Below are 17,006 nucleotides of genomic sequence, written 5' to 3' on the forward strand. Positions count from 1 at the left end.
CTGGTTCAGATAATTACCCTATTTTTGCAAAAAATAATAAGCCCTTTTTTAAGCTTTGAGGATTCGTTTGGTTATTTGGTGTTGCCTGCTGTTTTTATTGAATTGTACTGCTGCTTTTGCGCAACAAGATTCAATAGTGGTTGATACGCCTTTAAAATCACCAACACGCACTTTTCGTCCCGGCAATTCGGTGCTTGATTCGGTAGCTTATGCCATGCAAAACAGAGATAAATTTATTGCAGACTCTATTGCTATGCGTTACCTCAGGGTGCCTGACGCGGCCATGCGTGCCCAATATGCCGATAGCGTTTTTGCCCACGAATTATATCATGGCTACGGCTTTCTTGATCTCCATTCCAGGTCAAAGAGCAGGGTAATGGAGGGGCATAACCGCCCTTCGCGTGATCCCTGGGTTATTGTGCTCATTATTGCCATGCTGTTGTATACAGCTATTCTTAACCTTGCCCTGGGCAAAGATGTAAGCAATGTATTTGCCTCTTTTTACAGCAAACGCGTACTTTCGATAGCCGGTAAAGAAGAGAGTCCGGTTAGTTCGTGGGCTTTCCTGGGCTTGTTTTTGTTATTTTGTGCTACGTTCGGTTTGTTCTTATATCAACTGGCTGCGTACAAAGGCGTTTATTATAAAATAGCGGGAAGCGGCCTGTTTACTTTTCTTACCATAGTCATTATTGTATTATTTTCGCTCAAGTTTCTAATACTCAAGTTTTTAGGGTTTGTGTTTGATATTAATAAGCTGGTGAGCGAATACCTTAATATTCTGCATCTTACCTATTTTAATATCGCGTTTGTTTTTTTGCCGGTGGTTATTTGTTTCAGCCTTCTTGGTGCACAATATATTCCTGTATTACTTACGGTTACGCTTATTATCATCATTATAATTTTTATATGGCAATACATCAGGAGCAGCGTAAATATAATTTCTACCTTTCGATTTCATAAGTTTTATTTATTTACGTATCTTTGTGCCCTCGAAATTTGCCCTGTTTTGATTTTAATAAAGGCATTGAATATTAAAATTTAGGTTATTAAAAGCACTGAATTGGAAGATAGAAAGAAAAAGGTTAAAAGCATACTGGTTACTTTGCCTAAGCCCGAAAATGATAAAAATCCTTATGCCGAGCTGGCTAAAAAGCTTAACCTGAAAATTGATTTCAGATCATTTATTCATGTTGAGGGTGTGCCCGCAAAGGATTTCAGAAAAGAGAAGATCAATTTAGCTGATTTTAGCGCTGTGATCTTTACCAGTCGTAATTCGGCCGATCATTTTTTTCGCATATGCGAAGAGATGCGCTTTGAGGTGCCTGTTGAAATGAAATACTTTTGCCTTTCAGAAACGATAGCGCTTTACCTTCAAAAGTACATTCAGTACCGTAAACGTAAGATCTTTTTTGGCAAGCAAACCGCTGCTGATCTGGCGGAGGTTTTGAAAAAGCATTCGTCGGAAAAATTCCTTTATCCATGCTCGGATGTTGCTGCCGAAGAAACGCAGCGTTTTTTGCTGGAGAACGGTTATAACTTTACTCCTGCAGTGCTTTTTCGTACTGTTTGCAGTGATCTTTCCGATCTGGCCGATGTGTTTTACGATGTTATAGCATTTTTTAGCCCGTCGAGTATACAATCGCTGTATAAAAACTTTCCCGATTTTAAGCAAAACAATACACGCATCGCCGCTTTTGGGGCGACTACTCATAAGGCAGTGCTTGAGGCTGGCTTAATTTTGGATATACCAGCTCCAACCCCCGGCGCGCCGTCAATGACAATGGCTATTGAGCAGTATGTTAAGCTTGTAAATAAATAAATTAGAAATTTATTTAACCAGGCTGCAACTTTTTACCATATTTACCCGTATAACCGCTAACTAATTGTCATGTTAACAATTGGTTAGCGGTTTGTTAATTATATAGCGTTTTGTGCGGTATTGGGAAGATAAGTACACAGTTTATCGATTCAAGAAGCCAAATTATCGTTTTTTATAGCTTACATTGAGTAAAATGTAATATATTCGGACGTTGCATTGTGTTATAGTTATATAACTGATTTTGATTGTAAAATGAAGCAGATCTACTTTTTAATAATTGTTTTAGCAGGTGGTGTATTAAGTGGTTGTGGCCGCGGAGGCGGTGACCGGGGGGAAGTTGTAGGGGTTCCTGCAAGATCATTCAGGGCCGAGGTGCCTTACGGAATGGTTTATATTCCGGGTGGTAGTTTCCTTATGGGGCAAACTGATCAGGACGTAACCTTTGCCCAGATAGCCCAAACTAAACAGGTTACTGTTTCTCCTTTTTTTATGGATCAAACCGAAACCAGCAACAGTCAGTACAAAATGTTTGTGAACTGGGTGCGCGATTCAATAGCCATTACCAATTATATCAACGATAATAAATATTTCATACAGCCCAAAGGTGGCGCCGGTAATAATAATGGCGGTAAAAAATTCATCAACTGGGAGTTTGTAAAGAAAAACCCTATCTGGAGCCGCAAAGGCAACCAGGCAAACAATACTCAAAAATTGCAGGGGATGTACTATCAGGGCGATGACCGTGTGTTTGACCGTAATGAGGTTGACGTTCGCTTACTTAAATATAACTACGCTTTGTTTACGCTGCGTGATGCTGCAGATCATCATAACGATAAAACAAAACACCGTTCCGACTTCATTGTTCGTGATACTGTAGCGGTATATCCGGATACGCTTGTTTGGTTAAGCGATTTTTCATATGCTGCCAACGAGCCTATGGTTGAAAGTTATTTTTCACATCCCGCATTCCGTAATTACCCTGTTGTAGGGGTAACCTGGAGGCAGGCCAGAGCTTACAGTGTATGGCGCACACGCTATAATGACGCTTATAAAGATAAGCGCCATTTACCGCACCGTGCACCTTACAGTTTGCCTACGGAAGCCGAGTTCGAGTACGCGGCACGTGGCGGCAGGATAGGTACCGATTATCCATGGGGGGGGCCTTACATTAAAAATGCAAAAGGTTGTTTACTGGCTAACTTTAAACCGGGGCGTGGTAACTATACTGATGATGGCGGCGCGTATACTGTGCCGGTACGTTCATACTTCCCTAATGATTATGGCTTATATAATATGGCAGGTAACGTAGCCGAATGGACATTATCTGCTTTTGACGAATCAGCGTCAACATTTGTGCATGATCTTGCACCAACATTCAATTACGAAGCTAAGTCTACCGACCCCGAAATATTGAAGCGTAAAGTTGTACGCGGGGGCTCATGGAAAGATATTGGATATTTTCTTCAAAACTCAACCCGGACCTACGAATACCAGGACACCGCTAAATCATATATCGGTTTCCGCTGCGTCACCAAATACTTAGGGCGCGACATTACAGATAAACGCTAATCGAGAGTTAGTTAAACGCAAGCAAATCAAATTAAAAAATAAAAGTTTACTTCTGAATTATTATGGCTGGAAAGAAAAAACCTTACGGAATAGGCAACATCGTATCATGGGGTGCTACTGTGGTGATTATAGGGTTAATGTTTAAGATTTTGCATTGGCCCGGTGCCACTTACTGGATAGCAGGGGGACTTATAACTGAGGCTATACTGTTTTTTATATTAGGATTTCAGAGAGAAGATAAAGAAATTAACTGGGCACGTGTGTATCCTGAATTAAATGAAGACTTTCAGGGAGAGCTTCCAAAAGCAACTGTAAGAGGCGGCGGTAATACAGGCCCCTCAACAACCGCTGCGCTGGATAAAATGATGGAAGACGCAAAAATTGGCCCTGAGCTGGTGCGCAGCCTTGGTGATGGCTTACGTACATTTGGCGATAAGGTAGCCGCTATATCACGTGTTACCGATGCGGGAGAAGCTACTATAGCTTTTACAAGCAAAGTTAAAGATGCAACCGCAAGCTATGAAAAACTAAGTGTTTCTTTTGAAAAGGCATCGGCTAATTTAACAGAAATGGCTAATTCAAATGTTGATTCAAAAGCTTACCATGACCAGGTTACCCAATTAGCTAAAAACCTGTCGGCGCTTAACGCGGTTTATGAGCTGGAATTACAGGATTCAAGCGCGCATTTAAAATCAATGAATAAATTTTACCAGAACCTTTCGCTTACCATGAACAACTTTAATGAATCAATGGATGATTCAAAACAGTTTAAGGAAGAGGTAGGTCGTTTGGCTAAGAACCTGGCATCATTAAACGCCATTTATGGTAACATGCTTACAGCTATGAACCAGCCGCGTGTTTAATATAATTAATTAATTGATTACCAGAAAAGATTTATAATAGATGGCCGGAGGTAAGGAAACCCCAAGACAGCGAATGATAGGTATACTATACCTGGTACTATTGGGCCTCATTGCCCTTAACGTACCGGATAGCCTGTTAGACGCGTTTAAGAATATTACAAATAGTTTAGATGCATCAACCAGGAATGTTAATACTGGTTTGCAAAACACATACAGCGCTTTTGAGGCTACAAAATTGAAAGAACAACCTGAAAGGGCTAAACCTATTTATGATAAAGCTAAACAGGCAAGTGCTATAGCAGCAGAACTAAATACCTACATTGAACAGCTAAAAGCAAAGCTGATTCAGGAAGGCGGCGGGATTAACCCGGAAATTGATGACGTTGATGCCCGGGATAACCTGGATATATCACCCCGTATCATGATTAATCAGAGAAATGGGGAGAAATTGAAAGCTAAAATTGATGAAACCCGTCAACGGTTAATGGTAGCTTTGGGTAAAGACAGCGCAGGCGTACAGTTTTCACTAAATACCATAGCGCCCAAACCGCATGGGGATGTTAGAAAATCATGGCAAGAAGCCAATTTTGGGGATGGCATACCTTTAGGCGCGGCCCTCACTACTTTAGCTAAAATTGAAGCTGATAGCAAAAACGCCGAAAACGAAGTAGTTAAGAAATTATTAGGTAAAATTGACCAGGCTCAGGTTACGCTCGATAAGTTTAGCGCAGTAGTGGTAGCTCCAAGCAGCTATGTGATAGCCGGACAGCCATATACTGCCCAGATCTTTTTAACTGCTTACGATTCAAAATCAAACCCTGATATCACTGTTAACGGTAGCAGGGTTCCTGTAACAGATGGTAAAGGTAATTATACCATTACTGCAAGCGGTGAAGGAAAGCATACTATAGAAGGGGTTATTATGGTTAAAAATAATACAACCGGTAAAAATGATCCCTATCCTTTCAAGCAGGAATATACAGTTGCAAGGCCTTCGGCAGTTATTTCTCCTGATAAAATGAATGTACTTTATATCGGTGTACCGAATCCTATTTCGGTATCTGCGCCTGGCGTAGCAGCCAGCGACTTAAACGTGCATTTTAGTGGTGCCGGTTCTCTTAGTGGTTCGGGCGGGCATTACACAGCAATTGTAAACAGCATAGGCAAAGCTACAATTTCTGTTAGTGGTGCAAAAGGAGCGGTATTGGGTTCAACACAGTTCCGTATCAAAAGGATCCCTGACCCTAAGCCACAGTTTGCAGGTAAAAGCGGTGGTAACACCAGTTCGGCTAATATCAGAGCACAGGACAGGCTTTTTGCCCAGTTGGATAACTTTGACTTTGATGCTAAATTTAACGTAACGCACTTTACTATGCTGGTTGTAAAACCGCGCCAGGATGCCATTATTTTATCTGGCTCAGGCGGGGAATTAACCGGCGCTATGCGTAGTGCTTTAAATACGGTTACACCAGGAACTACTGTTATATTTAAGGATATCGTTGCGGTAGGTCCTGACCATTCACCGAGGTCACTTGACCCGATTGTATTATCCGCAAATTAAACGCGTATGAAAAAGAGAATTTTAGTTGTTATCCTGTGCCTGGCTTGTATAAGCGCTTATGCGCAAAAAAAGCGCACCAAGAGGCCGCCGGCGAAAAAGGCCACCACCGCCAGGCAAACAACTCAGAAACCTGTACAGGTTCAGCCGGATAATGTTACCAGCCAGCAGCCCCTTGATACTGCGAGTAAAATTGCTGCAAAACCTTTTGACAGGCCGCTTGATGGCTATTACAAAAAGAACAATATTTTAAACGCCAAGGTTACACCGTATCCTAATTTGCGTGAAAGTGATGTGGCATTTGCCAAACGCGTTTGGCGCGAAATTGATGTACGCGAAAAGATGAACCAGTACCTGGCTTCACCCAAGGGCCGTTTAATTGATGTATTGCTTGATGCCATAGCCAAAGGCGAGCTTACCGCATATGACCCGACCCCGGGTAAAAAGGATGATCCCAATGGCGATGGTTTTACTACTCCTTTAACAGGTGCACAGGCCCGTGGCCGGTTAGCATCTGACAGCAGCGTAGTTGAAAAGCGCGATAAGGATAATAACGTTATATCATCTACGCTTGTTGCAGGTGAGTTTAACCCTGATAGCGTGCTTAAATTCCGCATTAAAGAAGATTGGATCTTTGATAAACAGCGCTCGGTATTTGAGCCCCGGATTATAGGTATTGCTCCTTTGGTTAAACCTAAAGGTACAGGTACACTCGACATCGATTTTCAGCCCGCTTTTTGGATTTATTTTCCTGAAGCACGCGCGGTACTTGCAACCAAAGAAGTGGTTAGCCGTAACAGTGATGCCACCGGCTTAAGCTTTGACGACGTGTTTATAAAACGCATCTTTACCAGTTATATCGTAAAAGAAAGTAACGACAAAGATGAGCGTATAAAAGATTATGCTCAGGGTATTGATAAGCTTTACGAATCAGAAAGGGTTAAAAAGTCCCTTCTTGACTGGGAGCTTAATCTTTGGCAGTACTAATACATTAAGATTAACAAGATTATAAAACAGGCGATGAATTTTCATCGCCTGTTTTGTTTTAAGATCTGTTTTATCGGGAAGGCGGCTAAGATTTTTCATCGCACCTGCTGCCGTGCTTATTTAGCCGGTAAACATTTAACAGGATAACAATTGCTTATCTCTTTTCATATGCGATTTTCACCCCACGCATGACCAATCGCTTACTCCTTTCTACCAACTCCCCCAAAATTCCGACCAACGCCTGAAATAATAGTAAACAAGGGCTTTTTAGGGTTTGCCGAGTGTTTTTGAGGCTTTGTCTATTTATATCTACAGCTGGTATAACACTTTTTAGCGATCAAAATATATGTTGTTCATTTGATCATTGAAAACAACAACACAACATATTTAAAACATTAAAACCTTACGATCATGAAAACCTCAATAAAATTATCAGCCTTATTTGTATTATTAACTGCAGGTGTATTTGCTACTACAGCAGCCAAAGCCGACGAAGACAAAATCGATGTTACCCCTAAAGCCAAAGAAGTTGTAAGCTTTAAAGCCCTTGATCATGATCGCGGTTTAAAAGTGAACTTTGCAAAATCTGAAAGCGGAAGATCAATGGTAAAAGTTTACAATAATGACAATGAACTTTTGTTGAAAGATATTGTGCCAAGCAAAACTGATGTAAGCAAAGGTTATGTGTTAACCGGTTTGGAAGATGGTGAATACACTATGGAAATCACTACCGACAAACAGGTAGTTAAAAAATCAATCCATGTTTATCAGGATGGCGATCAAAAATCATTTTACATCGCTCAGTAATAAAAATCACAAACATCAATATATAAAGAAGGCCTGGTTGATTGAACCAGGCCTTTGTTATTTTAGGCGTAGTAATCTGGGAGCTATCCTTGCTTAATTTCTGCTCCTGTATTAAAATACGTCAATATGGCTTTGGCCTGTTTAAGATTTACTACTTCGAGCAGCATTTCCTCGTTAGCTTCGCGAATCTTCTTTACCGATTTAAAGTATTTAAGCAGCTTTTCGGCTGTGGTTTTGCCTATGCCCTCTATCAGCTCAAGTTCTGTTACCAATGTGCCCTTATCGCGCTTTTTACGGTGGAAAGTGATCCCAAAACGATGGGCCTCATCACGCAGGTGCTGGATCACTTTAAGGGTTTCCGATTTTTTATCGAGATACATCGGGTATTGATCATTGGGATAGTAAAGCTCCTCCAGTCGTTTGGCAATGCCTATCACGGTTACCTTTTTATCTATACCCAATAACTTAAGGCTATGCATGGCCGATGATAACTGACCCTTACCTCCATCAATCACGATCAGCTGCGGTAATTCTGTTCCTTCATCCAGCATGCGGCGGTAACGGCGGTGTACAGCTTCTTCCATAGTGGCAAAGTCGTTAGGACCTTCTACGGTTTTTACGTTAAAATGCCGGTAATCTTTTTTGGAGGGCTTTCCATCCTTGAACACTACAATGGCCGATACCGGGTATTTGCCCTGGAAGTTAGAGTTATCGAAACATTCAATATGGCGTGGCAGCTGGTTCATACGCAGATCTTTCATCATCTGCGTGAGCAACCGTTCGGTGCGGATCTCGGGGTTCAGTTTCTCGTACTGGTCAATCTTTTCCTTCTTAAAGAACTGGACATTCTTTTGCGAAAGGTCAAGCAATTTGCGTTTTTCGCCCAGTTTTGGCACCGTGAATTTGATGTTTGGATGGTCCTCAAGATCGATATCAAACGGTACGATGATTTCCTTGCTGTCGCTGTTATAACGGCTCCTGAACTCGGATATGGCCAGTGTAAGCAACTCTTCGTCACTTTCATCCAGTCGCTTTTTTAGTTCAATGGTTTGTGTTTGGATGATGGTACCATTCATCACCTTCAGGAAGTTTACGAATGCCAGTTTTTCCTCTGACGCAATGCTGAACACATCCACGTCGGTTATAGATGAGTTAACAACGGTTGATTTGCTTTGGTAGTTTTCAAGGAGTTCAAACTTGCGTTTAAGCCGATGGGCCAGCTCAAAATTCATTTCCATAGCAGCCGCTTCCATCTCATTTTTTAAGCGACGAAGAACTGCACCAATCTTCCCGTTCAGAATATCCTTAATTTCTTCGATGCTGTTATCATAGTCTTCTTCGGTTTGATAGTTTTGGCAGGGGCCTTTGCAATTACCCAATTGGTATTCCAAACAAACTTTAAACTTGCCCTTATCAATATTTTCGCGGGTAAGCTGCAGGTTGCAGGTACGTAGAGGATAAGTTTCCTTAATAAGCCCTAAAATGTTATGCATCATGCTTATCGATGCATAAGGGCCAAGGTATTTGGAGCCGTCTTTGATTATACGGCGGGTCCAGAAGATGCGTGGGTAATTTTCGTTTTTAATGATGATCCATGGATAGGTCTTATCATCCTTAAGCATGACGTTGTAGCGAGGCTGATGCTTCTTGATCATGCTGTTTTCCAGCAACCAGGCATCTACCTCAGTGTCAACGATGGTAAAAGTAATAGCGCGGATCTTGGATACTAATACCCGTGTTTTGGCATTAATATGGATATCCTGGTTAAAATACGAGCCAACGCGATTGCGCAAGTCTTTAGCCTTACCAATATATATCAGTTCCTGCTCACTATCCCAGTACTGGTAGACCCCGGGCTTATGAGGGATGTTTTTTAAAGCACTTTTATAATCGAATTTCTCGCTCACTGAGTTATTGGTTTTAATGAAAACGTCATTACTAATCTGAGATATGTCATTGCGAGGAGGAACGACGAAGCAATCGCATCCTATACAGGGCCAACCTGCTTAGTTCGCGATTGCCATGCTATCGCTCGCAATGACATATTTAAAATTAACAATGACGATGGGGCATTAACCCTAAACAAAAATAATTAAAATCCCAATTTCTTATCCACTTCGGTAGTTCCCTGTTGCTGCTGGTTATAGGCTCCGCAATCCAATATGATGCTAACTCCATTTGCAGGGGCATCAAAATCAACATTCTTTTTAATGCCTAAAGCTGCATTGGCATATACCTTTTTCATGTACATGGCAAATATCGGCAGGGCACTGTTGGCACCTTCGCCCAAACGGGTGCTCTGGAAGGCAATGTCACGATCTTCGCAACCTGTCCACAAGCCGGTAACTAATTGCGGGGTTATGCCGATGAACCAACCATCTGAGTTGTTCTGGGTTGTACCGGTTTTACCACCGATAGGGTTACGTAAGCCGTATTTGTAGGTTAATCTTGAACCTGTTCCATCTTCAATAACGCCTTTGAGCATATAGGTCATTACATAGGCCGTTTGCGGGTTCATGGCTTGCACTACGCGCGGAGTATGGGTGTACAATACGTTGCCGTTTTTATCTTCAATGCGTAAAATATAAGTAGGCTCTGTCCATAGGCCGTGGTTGGCAAAAGCGGAGTAAGCGGCTGTCATCTCAAAAACCGAGGCATCAAACGTACCCAGGCAAATTGAAGGATAAGGCGGAACATTGGTCGTAATACCCATTTTTTTGATCAGGTCAACAACAGGTTCAGGCTTAACCTCGCCCATAACGTGGGCTGTAACCCAGTTTTGTGAGTGCGCCAGTGCCTGCCTTAAAGTAATAAAGCCCGGCAAAGTTTCGGACGGAGATGAGCGCGGGCACCATGGCGCGCCATAACCACGAATGGTGTCTGGTACATTATTAATCTTCATGCATGGCGAGTAACCATTATCAATGGCCACAGCATAAGTAAATGGTTTAGCTGTTGAACCCACCTGGCGCGTGCCATTCTTTACCTGGTCGTACTTAAAGTGCTCGAAGTTGGTACCACCCACCCAGGCTTTAACATAGCCGGTTGTTGGGTCCATACTCATGAGGGCGTTACGCAAAAGCATTTTACAGTAGATAATACTGTCAATTGGCCTCATCATGGTATCGATATTGCCGTGCCAGGTAAACAGGTTAAGCATGGTTTTGGTCTTGAAGTTTTCTTCAATTTCCTCGTCAGATTTTTCCTGTTGCTTCAGTTGCTTGTACCTGTCAGATTTTTGCATGCCCTGGTCAAGCAAAAATTTGAAGTTATGGATGCTTTTGTAAAGGTTACGGCCGCGCCAGTGATCGTTGAACTGGGCCTGCAGATCTTTCATATAATCGCGCTGCGCATCCTCGGCATATTGCTGCATGGTAGCATCAATGGTGGTATATATTTTTAGACCGTCGCGGTCAAGATCATAAGGTGAGCCATCAGGGCGGTTAATATTCTGTTCTTTAAAGATCTTTTGAAGCTCTTTTTTCAATACCGAACGGAAGTAAGGAGCAAGGCCGTCAAAGTGATTGTTTTGGTGAAAATCAAGGCCAAGTGGCTTGCGTTTATATTCTTCAACCTGGCCTTCGCTCAGGTAATTTTGTTCGGCCATACGGTTTAGTACCAGGTTACGCCTTTTAAGTGCATTATCCGGGTGACGGATAGGCGAATAAATGCCGGGGCCGTTAACCATGCCTATTAAGAGGGCAGCCTGATCGGGTGTTAGTTTATCAGGCGTAGTGTTAAAATAAGTGCGCGCGGCCGATTTGATACCATAAGTGTTATAAGCACCAAAGTCGACCGTGTTAAGGTACATGGTGAGGATCTCTTCTTTGGTGTAATGGCGTTCAAGCTTAACAGCTGTAACCCACTCCTGGAGTTTTTGGATGATCCGCTTAAAAGGATTGGCCGAACGTTCTGAAAAAAGGTTAAGCGCCAGCTGTTGCGTTATGGTACTGCCACCCTGCTTTTGCCCAATGAGCAAATGCGCGAAGATGGTAAAGCTTCGGCCAAAGTCAATACCTGAATGGTCATAAAAGCGTTTATCTTCGGTAGCAACCAAAGCGTTAATTACGTTTGGCGATAGTTCGCGGTAAGTAACGTTTGAGCGGTTTTGGATATAATAAGTCCCCAATACCTGTTTATCGGACGAGATGATCTCTGTAGCCTGGTTGCTCTTGGGGTTTTCCAGGTCGCGGAACGAAGGCAGCTGACCGAACACATCAAAAATAGTGAGTGTTATCATCATAACAACAAAAGCAAAAAGGCCAAGCACAATTCGCCATATGTACCAGTTGTATCTTCTTATATCTGCAGGCTGGAGTTGATTTTTCGAGTTAAACCTTGTGTTAGTGGTTCTCATTTTCTAATAAAATTTCTGATAGTAGTCAAAATAACTATCCAATATACTTTGGGTTGCTAATTTATCCAGATTTTCTTTGGTAATGATAAAAATGCTGTATTTATCCTTTGGAACCTTCATAATATCGGGTAGCAGAGGTACAATGGTACGTGCATAATCTTTAGCATCGGCAAGGCTGTAAAAACGGCCAACGTATATCAGCTGGTTATTTTCGCCAACGCTTTTAACGTGGTGGATTACTTCGCTGCGGGTGTATCGTGTACGGTTAAACTGCCCTACTCCAAAACGTGTAGAAGCCAGATTAGTTGTACCACTGGATACATTTATCACAAAGTAATAGTTGCTGCTATCGCGCTTGCTGAATATATAGTTTACCGCTGGTGTATTGTTAATGGCGGCCGGGTGAACCGTAGCCACAGTATCTTTTTGTTTAGGTGCCGGCTGCGTGGCTATATCCCTTGAAGTATCCGGCATTTGGTGTTGCGGTAAAGGGATCTGGCCTACGGCAAGTTGTTTTGGTTGTTGAATTGCAGCCTGCTGAATTTGTGGTGCCGATGTTTTAGCCCCTGCTATTATATGCGTATCCCGTTCGGGCAGGCGCTCCTGGGGAGTTACATTTTGTGCCGATGGGGTATATGGCGGACGGTATTCTGTTTGTTTTTGATATGCTACCGGTGGGGTAAAGGGGATCTCGTTAGGATCATCATTAAATAATACCACCGGACGCGCAGCTATTTCGGCCTTATTTGAATCGATATAGGCCAGGTGTTGGTTGACCAGTGGAGCGATGAGCTTATCCTGCGGATATGTTGCAGCGATTAACTGCAGATCGGCCTGAAATGGGGGCAACTTTTCCATATGCCCGGCAGCAATAGCTTTCAGATAGTATAACTGCGCTGCATACCGGTTGTCAGGATATTTGTTAAGCAAATCATTTGCTTTCTCAATCACTTTTGCGTATTGCTTTTGAGCATACTGATCGTACACTTCGTTATAAAAGCCGTTAAATACAGCATCTACATCTGCCAGCTTGCGTGCATAATCCGGATCAAGAATTACTTTAGCAAATACACTTTCCGAATACTCTTTAAGCAGCCTGTTCTTGTAATCGTTTGATTTTGTCGCATCGATATCGGCATAAAGTCTGTAAAGGTTATAATAGATAGAAGGTTTATCGCTGCTTTGAGGAAAGCGGCTAAGCAAAGTTTCGTAAGTGGCAATGGCTTCCTTTTTATCTTCCAATACATCACGATAAAAATTGGCCATTTCAAAATAAGCGTTGTAGATCTTGAAATTGGATTGCTGCAAAAGGGCAGGGGTGAGAGGCAGGTTTTTAACCAAGTCCTGCCTGAAAGTACCGGCCGATACATTTGTGCTATTGTACGCTACGCTACCAACCGGAGCATCCGGATCATTAACCTGTGAGCCAATGCCGGTATTGGCTGTAGGAATACCAGTATTTGAACGCCTGCTGCGACGCCAGTTATCCTCCAGCTTACGGTTGCCCCATAAACGCTTAAAGTCGTTATAGCCCTGGCTTACGGCGCTGTTGTTGTAAAAGTAAAATGTACTACCGCTGTTTTTATTGGAGGAAGGTGAATTACTGTTTCTGTCGAAGGTATTTGGCATAGTGCCGTTATTGACATTGGCAGCGGCACCGGTGGCTTCCAAAGCGGCTTGTTGCTGCTGGCGTGTTTTGCGGGCTACCATTTCATCTATATGGGTATCACGGGCTTTCTCATCCAAAGCGGCAAGCATTTGCAGGGTATCTTCGCGCGAGATGGTTTCAAGCAGGCGGGTAAGGATCTGCAGGTTATCGGCCTTTTTGCGGATGAGCTGATAACCGGGATAATTTGTCGACAGGTTATTGAGCGTACTGTCATAATAAAGCCTGGCATTTACGTAATCGGCCTTGTTTTTAAAGTTGATATCGGCAATACGTAAATACGAAAGGCCTTTTTGGTTTTGATTTTTGGTGCTTACCCGTACTGATTTCTTATAACTTTTCAGGGCGTTGTCGATTTCGCCGGCTTTGAACTGTTGTTCACCAATCTGGTAATAGATCTGGTCGTAAAAATCGGTATTGTCTTCATTCTTAAGCAGGGCACGTAGCAGATCGATTTTACTGGCTTTAACACCGTTTTGATTGTCGCGGATGCGGATCCTGTTAAGGTTAGCATTAAATGCCATTTCAAAACTGGCGTTGCTTTTAACTATGCGGGTATAGCTTTCATAGGCATCGGCCGGCTTGAGGTTGAGTTCCTGTAATTGGCCCAGGATAAATATCCAGCGGAGTTTGAGATTGCTGACATAACTGTATTTAATGGCCAGTTTAGCCATCTTTTCGGCTTCGGCATAGTTTTGGGTTAAGATATCATATTGCAGCTTGGTGGCGTAAACATCAGCAGTAATATTTTTTTTAGGGTTGATATCCTGTATGGCCGAATCAATTACCAGTTTAGCTAAAGGTAACTGGTTAAGATACATAAGCCCGCGGGCCTTCCATACCAAAGCCTCCTGCTTTAGATTGGCTTGTTTGCCAAATGAACGGGTTACATAATTACAATACTCAACAGCATCAAAATAATTAGCCTCCAGGTAGCGGGATTTGCCCAGTACCAGGTAAGCATCACCTAAATAATGGCTTTGCTCCTTAATACTGATGATCTTGTTTGCTTTTACAATAGCTTCTTCCAGGTCCTTACCAAGCGTACCTGTTTGTGCGGTAGTATCGGGATATACATTTAATAGTTCACTATAGGCATCGGGAAAGGATGCAGCGTAGCTTTCCTGCTTGAGCCTTAAAATTTCATTAGCATTAAATAATATATTGTAGTGGGCAGTGAGGTTTTGCATTGTGCGGTTAAAGCCGCTTTGTTTTTCAAGCGAACAACCGGCCGCTATCAGGATAACTGCAAACAGAAAAAAAAAGTGGGTGTTTAATTTATAGGATGATGATAATCGCCTCAATGCTATATAGTAGTTAAAAAAGCATTGCTAAAATACTAAAGATTATGCAATAGGTTTAATAAATTTGCGCATGCCCGAAAATGAACAAAATAACGAAGATGAGGTAGGTAAACCTTTAAGCGCTTATGCCAAATACAGCAGTATCGGTTTTCAGATGGTGGTTGTTATCGGCATTTTTACCTTTGCCGGCTATAAAATTGATGAGGCCGGTAAGCACGATGTAAAATGGGCTACCGCTGTACTGGCCCTTATCGGGGTATTTATTGCTTTGTTCATCGTTATCAGATCTGTTAAAAATTGAAATTGCTTACCACCGTTTTATCATTCCTGCTATTTGCTGTTATCATAGCTGTGCCGCCATTTTTGTTAAGCAGATCAGCTCATGCTTCCTGGCTTGACCCTCACTTTTGGGTGATATTTGGTTTTGTAACCGGGCTCACATTTATTACCACTATTTCGATACTGATAGTAACCAAAATCAACAAGGAAATATATGCTCAAACCTTCCTTGGTGCTACCATGATCAAGCTTTTGACCTGTATGTTTTTTTGCCTGTTTTTTTTACTTAAAATCAAAGTAAACGGGGTGATATTTATTGCCAATTTTTTTTACGTATATTTCTTCAACCTCGTCTTTGAAATTTACGGCTTATTATGTACCTTGCGCAACCAAAAATTAAAGTAAAAAACTCTCTGCTAATGGATTTTAGGCCTGTTTTGAACTCAAAAAAAATCACCTTAGGTATCCTTTTAAGCGTTTTTTCGCTGTTTGTAACGGTAAAAGTACAGGCTGTACAAGAAAAAAACACTACTGAAGCTGCTGCTGAAAGCGGCGAAAAAGAAAAGTTTGACGCCAACGCTACCATCCTTGAACACATTGCCGATTCGCATTATTTCCACATTGGTGGAAAGATTGCTGTGCCACTTCCGGTGCTTCTTTATACCGATGGCGGACTGGAGTTTTTCATGGCTTCAAAATTTGGTCATGAAGGCGAAGAAGTATATCAGGGAAAGTATCATACTTATGCTTTGGTTAAAGACAAAGTAAAAGCTGTTGTTGCAGATGGTAAAACCGTTGACGAAAGCGCTAAAGTGTTCGACTTGTCGATCACCCGTAATGTTTGCTCGATGTGGTTATCGGTAGTTTTGCTGTTGCTCATCTTCTTTACCGTGGCCGGATCATACAAAAAACGTGTAGGTAAAGCGCCAAAAGGTTTGCAGTCATTATTGGAACCGCTTATTCTTTTCATTCGTGATGAGGTTGCGTTGCCTAATATCGGTTACAAGTATGCTAAGTTTATGCCGCTGCTGTTAACCATGTTCTTCTTTATCCTGATCAATAACCTGATAGGTATGGTGCCTTTTTTTCCGGGAGGTTCAAACCTTACAGGTAATATCGCGGTAACTATGGTGCTTGCAGTTATCACTCTTATAGTGGTTAACTTTAACGGTAACAAGTACTATTGGAAACACATATTTGCTCCTGATGTTCCGTTCTGGCTGTACCCAATCATGTGGGTAGTGGAGCTTGCCGGTATCATTTCGAAGCCTTTTGCGTTAATGGTGCGTTTGTTTGCTAACATTATGGCAGGCCACGTTATTGTTATTGCGCTGATTTCATTGATCTTCATCTTCGGTACAGTAGCTGTAGCGCCGGTGTCGATCGCCTTCGCGTTGTTTATCGACGTGTTAGAATTGCTGGTTGCTTTCCTGCAGGCTTTCATCTTTACAATGCTTACTGCATTGTTTATTGGCAGCGCTGTTGAGGAGCATCATCATTAATAATTTGTAATTAATAATAACACTATATTCATTTAAATTTAAAAACAATGGTTGGAAGTATTGCTGCATTAGGTGCAGGTTTAGCAGTTATCGGTGCAGGTATTGGTATCGGTCAAATCGGTGGTAAAGCGATGGAAGGTATCTCTCGTCAGCCGGAAGCTGCTTCAAAAATTCAAACTGCCATGATCATCGCTGCCGCACTTGTTGAAGGTGTTGCTCTTTTCGGTGTGATTGTTGCACTTTTGGGTAACAAATAATTTTACCCTTAAAAAATAAAAACCGGGCCGTGTAACGG

The 17,006-nt window shown here is 42.1% G+C and carries 14 protein-coding genes; 11 read left to right on the plus strand and 3 right to left on the minus strand.

Annotated features, from left to right (window positions below):
* The first annotated feature begins 97 nt into the window (after window positions 1-97).
* The 7 genes from ABIC84_RS08960 (at window position 98) to ABIC84_RS08990 (ending at window position 7,603) form a co-directional block, all read left to right on the plus strand.
* Window positions 98-1,042 carry a DUF4271 domain-containing protein gene (locus ABIC84_RS08960; protein WP_429263390.1) on the plus strand — a complete coding sequence of 315 codons (945 nt, stop codon included), beginning with the start codon at window positions 98-100 and terminating at the stop codon, window positions 1,040-1,042.
* Between the two features lie 18 nt (window positions 1,043-1,060).
* Window positions 1,061-1,819 carry a uroporphyrinogen-III synthase gene (locus ABIC84_RS08965; protein ID WP_090530369.1) on the plus strand — a complete coding sequence of 253 codons (759 nt, stop codon included), beginning with the start codon at window positions 1,061-1,063 and terminating at the stop codon, window positions 1,817-1,819.
* A gap of 252 nt (window positions 1,820-2,071) precedes the next feature.
* Window positions 2,072-3,388, plus strand: coding sequence for an SUMF1/EgtB/PvdO family nonheme iron enzyme (locus tag ABIC84_RS08970; RefSeq protein WP_426584273.1), 1,317 nt, complete (start codon window positions 2,072-2,074; stop codon window positions 3,386-3,388).
* Window positions 3,389-3,450: 62 nt separating this feature from the next.
* Window positions 3,451-4,251: a gliding motility protein GldL gene (gene gldL, locus ABIC84_RS08975; RefSeq protein WP_426584275.1), complete on the plus strand. Its 801-nt coding sequence runs from the start codon at window positions 3,451-3,453 to the stop codon at window positions 4,249-4,251.
* A 40-nt stretch (window positions 4,252-4,291) separates the two neighbouring features.
* Window positions 4,292-5,812 carry a gliding motility protein GldM gene (gene gldM / locus ABIC84_RS08980; protein WP_429263391.1) on the plus strand — a complete coding sequence of 507 codons (1,521 nt, stop codon included), beginning with the start codon at window positions 4,292-4,294 and terminating at the stop codon, window positions 5,810-5,812.
* A 6-nt stretch (window positions 5,813-5,818) separates the two neighbouring features.
* On the plus strand, window positions 5,819-6,796 hold the full coding sequence (gene gldN, locus ABIC84_RS08985; protein WP_429263392.1) for a gliding motility protein GldN: 978 nt from the start codon (window positions 5,819-5,821) through the stop codon (window positions 6,794-6,796).
* A gap of 411 nt (window positions 6,797-7,207) precedes the next feature.
* On the plus strand, window positions 7,208-7,603 hold the full coding sequence (locus ABIC84_RS08990; protein WP_090530353.1) for a hypothetical protein: 396 nt from the start codon (window positions 7,208-7,210) through the stop codon (window positions 7,601-7,603).
* 83 nt (window positions 7,604-7,686) lie between these two features.
* Here the strand turns inward: ABIC84_RS08990 and uvrC are convergent, their stop codons facing one another.
* The 3 genes from uvrC to ABIC84_RS09005 form a co-directional block, all read right to left on the minus strand.
* Window positions 7,687-9,510: an excinuclease ABC subunit UvrC gene (uvrC, locus tag ABIC84_RS08995; RefSeq protein ID WP_429263393.1), complete on the minus strand. Its 1,824-nt coding sequence runs from the start codon at window positions 9,508-9,510 to the stop codon at window positions 7,687-7,689.
* 185 nt (window positions 9,511-9,695) lie between these two features.
* Entirely contained in the window at window positions 9,696-11,960 is a 2,265-nt protein-coding gene (locus ABIC84_RS09000; RefSeq protein WP_176625296.1) for a transglycosylase domain-containing protein, read from the minus strand.
* A 3-nt stretch (window positions 11,961-11,963) separates the two neighbouring features.
* Window positions 11,964-14,930, minus strand: a complete 2,967-nt coding sequence (locus ABIC84_RS09005; RefSeq protein ID WP_429263394.1) for a tetratricopeptide repeat protein — start codon at window positions 14,928-14,930, stop codon at window positions 11,964-11,966.
* Window positions 14,931-15,000: 70 nt separating this feature from the next.
* Between ABIC84_RS09005 and ABIC84_RS09010 the strand changes: the two genes are divergently transcribed.
* Genes ABIC84_RS09010 through atpE form a run of 4 tightly spaced genes read left to right on the plus strand, consistent with a single transcriptional unit; the run spans window position 15,001 to window position 16,968 of the window.
* Window positions 15,001-15,231, plus strand: a complete 231-nt coding sequence (locus tag ABIC84_RS09010) for an AtpZ/AtpI family protein (protein WP_426584287.1) — start codon at window positions 15,001-15,003, stop codon at window positions 15,229-15,231.
* Window positions 15,228-15,614 carry a hypothetical protein gene (locus ABIC84_RS09015; protein WP_429263395.1) on the plus strand — a complete coding sequence of 129 codons (387 nt, stop codon included), beginning with the start codon at window positions 15,228-15,230 and terminating at the stop codon, window positions 15,612-15,614. Before ABIC84_RS09010 ends, ABIC84_RS09015 begins: the two co-directional genes overlap by 4 nt.
* Window positions 15,615-15,628: 14 nt before the next feature.
* Complete coding sequence (atpB, locus tag ABIC84_RS09020; protein ID WP_429263396.1) at window positions 15,629-16,711, plus strand: F0F1 ATP synthase subunit A; 1,083 nt, start codon at window positions 15,629-15,631, stop codon at window positions 16,709-16,711.
* Between the two features lie 47 nt (window positions 16,712-16,758).
* Window positions 16,759-16,968, plus strand: a complete 210-nt coding sequence (gene atpE, locus ABIC84_RS09025; protein WP_110585792.1) for an ATP synthase F0 subunit C — start codon at window positions 16,759-16,761, stop codon at window positions 16,966-16,968.
* Window positions 16,969-17,006 lie beyond the last annotated feature (38 nt).

Origin of the sequence: Mucilaginibacter sp. 3215 (assembly GCF_050433785.1) — a bacterium.
In the GTDB taxonomy this organism is placed as follows: domain Bacteria; phylum Bacteroidota; class Bacteroidia; order Sphingobacteriales; family Sphingobacteriaceae; genus Mucilaginibacter.